The sequence below is a fragment of the Paracoccus salsus genome (assembly GCF_021556615.1).
Classification (GTDB): domain Bacteria; phylum Pseudomonadota; class Alphaproteobacteria; order Rhodobacterales; family Rhodobacteraceae; genus Paracoccus; species Paracoccus salsus.
On the sequence record NZ_JAKGGD010000021.1, the window covers coordinates 1 to 4197 of the forward strand.

The 4197-nt window shown below is 60.1% G+C and carries 1 protein-coding gene; it reads right to left on the reverse strand.

What is annotated here, in order from left to right; translation table 11 throughout:
- Positions 1-104 precede the first annotated feature (104 nt).
- Positions 105-4103 carry a type V CRISPR-associated protein Cas12a/Cpf1 gene (gene cas12a / locus L1965_RS15910; protein ID WP_235757405.1) on the reverse strand — a complete coding sequence of 1333 codons (3999 nt, stop codon included), beginning with the start codon at positions 4101-4103 and terminating at the stop codon, positions 105-107.
- Positions 4104-4197 lie beyond the last annotated feature (94 nt).

The following is a 4197-nucleotide window of genomic DNA, read 5'->3' on the forward strand; positions in this document are numbered from 1 at the left end:
TGCTTAACGTAATTCAACAGAAATTATATGATAATCATCGCAAGACCGGCAACAGGATTCAATCTTAAGAAACTTTATTGCCAAATGTTTGAACGATCGAGACCTCACACTTTGCGCTTCTTCTTCGGGCTGCCGCCGGAGCTGCCGCCGGACACCTTGCGCTTCTTCTTCGGCGACCCGCCGCCCCCGCTGCCGCCCCCGCCGCTGCCGCCGCCCCCAGAGCCCCCGCCGCCGCTCCCGCCCCCGCCTGAGCCCCCGCCCCCCCTATTCTGAGCGAAATTCAGCCACGTCTGGTTGTCAATGGCGAGCTTCACCTTGTTCAGGTCGTCGGAGTTCTTGAGCTCGTTGAGCAGCCACAGGCCCTTGAGGGCGATGTGGTAGGCGCCGTTCGCGTCGGCGTTCTGCGGCTGCGTGTCGTCCGCGAGGGCGGAGTTGAAGAACACGCCCTCGTCGTTCGCGACGGGGCTGAGGATGAAGTCCTCGTCGGAGCTCGCGTTGGAGTAGCGGAGGGCGAGCAGGGTCTTGAGCAGGCACATCAGGCTCTTGTGGAACTCCTTGTCGTTGTTCTGGCAGATGTCCATGACGAGGTTCGGCTGCTTGTCGTTGATGTGGTAGCGCGCGAAGAGGGACTTCAGCTCGTCGTTCACGTTGATGCCCTTGGCCGCGCCCTTGTTCTGGTTCGCCGTCTTGTCGTACACGTAGCGCTTGTCGCCGTGGCTGCAGATGGCCCACTTCTGCCTGGAGTTCTTGGCCTTGTCGGTGAACTTCGCGTAGTCGATGTGGAACTCGAAGTAGCCCTTGTCGGTGTTGTAGCAGATCTTGTCGAACTTGCCGAAGAACGCCTGGGACTGCGCGATGTTCTCGTAGCGCGGCTTGAGCAGGTCGACGAAGCCGGTTTCCGGGTCGATCTTGGAGGTGTTCCACGCCGGCACGTAGAACAGGAAGCCCGTCTGCTTGCCGATGGACTTGAGGTCCGTGAAGTTGTTGGTCAGCTGGAGCGCGTTCTTGTAGCTGCCGATCTCGTCGTCCGCCTTGTCCTTGAGGACCAGGTGGTTGAGCTTCTTGATCAGGGCGTTCTCGAAGTTCTGGTAGATCTGCTTCTCCACCTTGAAGCGGCCCCTCTTGAAGCCGAAGTTCAGGTCCTCGAGGACCACGATCGCGTTGTACTTCAGCATGAGCTGGTTGATCTGGTGCACGACGTGGCTGAGGTAGCCGGACTTGAGCTCCTTGATCGTTTCGATCTCGCCCCAGGCCTGGCGGGCGGCCACCCTCTCCTTCTCCCTGTTGTCCAGCTTCTTCTGGTAGTCGAACTGCTGGATGGTGTTCAGGCTGCGCTGCTCGAGGATCTCGCCCTTGGAGTTGATGACCGTCAGGTAGAGCAGGTGCCTCTCGCCGCGGTCGATGCCGATGACGTTCACCTCGTCGTACTGCTGGATGCTCTGGTTGACCTTCTTGTTGAACTCCTTGATGGTCATGCCCTGGACGCCGAAGTTCATGGTGATCGGGACGTGGAGCATGAACTTGTCCTGGGTGTACCTCTTGTCCTTGATGATGTCGTAGACGAACTGCCTCTTCTTCGGGTTGTCCGGGTTCTTGTTCTCCAGGACCTCGCCGGCCCTGTGGATGGTCGTTTCGTTCATGTCCAGGCTGGCCTTGCGGTAGAAGATCTGCGCCTCGCCGTTGAGCTTGTAGATCGGGTCGGCCAGGTTGTCCTCGCTGAAGAGGGCCTTGAAGTAGAGCGTGTGGAGGTTCGGCTTGCCGTGGGCCTTCGGGGAGAAGTCCTTGTTGTAGATCTGGAACAGGTAGAGCTTGCCCTGCTCGACGAGCTCGTCGATGTAGTCGGCGTTGATGTCGACGAACTTCACCTGGTAGCCCTGGGGCTCCACCTCGCGGTAGAAGTCGCTGAGGTCCCTGTAGCTGGAGGTCGGGCTGAACTTGAAGCCGAAGTGCTGCCACTCGGGGTGCTTGTTGATGCCCGCCTTGAAGAAGTCGATCAGCGCGTGGCAGTCCTTGAGGTTGAAGTTGTCGCCCTTCTTGTGCGTGCCCTTGGCGTACTTGTCCAGGAGCTCGGCGCTGGGGTTGTAGTAGTCGAGGTTGGACTTCGCGAAGAACACCTTCGGCAGCATCTTGTTGGGGCCGGGGAGCAGCTTGTACACCATCTTCTGGTACACGTTCTTGCCGGTGTTCGGGGCGTTGTCGAAGACCTTCTTGTGCGCCTTGTCCAGCAGGGCGAGGTAGTAGCAGCCGTCCTTCTGGAGGATCACGCCGAAGTTGTCCTTCTCCTTGTTGAGGTCCCAGCCGTTCAGGAGGGTCGGGTTGCCGAAGTTGAGCTTGTACTTCTCGGTGGAGAAGGGCTTCTGGCTCAGGTAGTCGCGGACCTTGTTGTACAGGGTCGGGATCTTCGCCAGCTCGTCGTACAGGACGCCGAACTCGCCGTAGAAGTTGCCGTCCTGGTTGTCCAGCGTGGTCTTGGTCGTGAGCAGCTTGGCGAAGTGCGCCACGTTGAGCGCGTTGTCGAGCAGCTCCTTCAGCTGCCTGAGCTGCGTCATCTCGGGGTTCTTGCCGGACTTGATCTTGGGGAGCGCGCGCTCGCCCGCCGGGCGCTCCCTCTCCAGGAAGCCCTTGATGGTGGAGTGGTTGTTGTGGATCTTCTGGATCGGGTTGTCGACGCCGGCCAGGCCGTGCTTGAAGTACTGGCCGAGCTTGCCGGCCTGCACGGACTCGTCGTCGTGGCGCGCGGTGTGGTGCTCGATCGCCTGCTCCAGGGACGCGAGGCTGTGGACGCCCTTGATGAACTTGTCCTTCTCCTTGGTGAGCTTGGCCTTCGCGTTGTCCGTCTTCGCCTTCGCGAAGCGCTCGTTGAACTCCGGGTTCACGACGTCCACGTAGTAGCCGTCCAGCACGCGGCCCAGGAGGGCGAAGTCGCCGAAGGCCTGCTTGGACAGCTCGTTCAGGTTCTTGTGCTCCACGTAGATGCCGTCCTTCTGGTGGTCGTCGAAGCCGTCGAACAGGGACTGCACCTTGGCGAACACGTCGGTGTAGTGCCTGTAGAACTCGTTCACGGCCTGGCACATCTCGGAGTCGTCGGCGAACTTGGACGGGAGGAAGCTCACGCCCATGCCGTCGCTGAGGATCTGCTTGTGCAGGGGCCTGAGCTTGGCGATCCTCTCGGACTTGTGGCAGATCTGGTTGTGCTTGTTGGTGTAGCCGTTCACCTCGCCGATGATGCGGTTGTAGGCGGTGATGCCCTCCTGGGTCAGGAGCTTGTGGTAGCCGTCGAGGTGGCTGGCGAGGGACACGTCGAGGCCGCTCGCGGTGAGCTCGTTGATGATCTGGTCGTACAGGGCGGAGTGCTTCTGCTTGATGGTCGTCAGGATCTGCAGGTTGTCGATGAAGCGGGGCAGGTTCTCGTGGATGAGGCGGTAGGCGATGGCCGTGTGCTTGTCCTCGTCGCTGTACATGTTCTTCCTGTTTCTGTGGAAGCCGGTGAAGTACGTGCTGAACTTCTCGAAGTGGGCCAGGTGGGCCAGCTTGGGGGAGCTCTCGCCCTCCTGCGCGATCACGAACTTCGCCAGGTCGCCGAGCTCCTTGCCGTCCTTGAACAGCTTGGCGCCGAACAGCCTGTCGTAGCCGGTCTTGTACTTGCCGCCGCTGCCGATGGGCTTGACGGACTCCTTCCTCAGGACGGCCTGCAGGTCCTTGAGCTGCTTCTGGAGGCCGTCGTCCTTCGGGTTCTTGCGGAACTTGAGGTAGACGTCGTAGAACTCGGCGAGCTTCGTCAGCTTCACCTCGCCCATCATGTCCGCGATGAAGTCCCTGTGGTAGTCGTCGAGGATGACCTTGACCTTCTGGTACATGTCGGCCATGGTTTCGTCCTGGCTGAGGAAGTTCTTCGCGTGGATGTGCTCCAGAGTCCGCCCAATAGGCTTGAGCTCGAACCGAACAGTCTTTGAGAGAGGGTACAGATGAGTGAAATCCTGGAACAGCATCGACCCGCCGCCCCCGCTGCCGCCCCCGCCGCTGCCGCCGCCCCCAGAGCCCCCGCCGCCGCTCCCGCCCCCGCCTGAGCCCCCGCCCCCGACCTTGCGCTTCTTCTTCGGCATCCCGGGAGCTGTCAAAACAAAAACAAAAATCGAAACATCAGAATCAACAAAAATACATCAACCATCAACTATACAACAACCAAAACGTCAACAA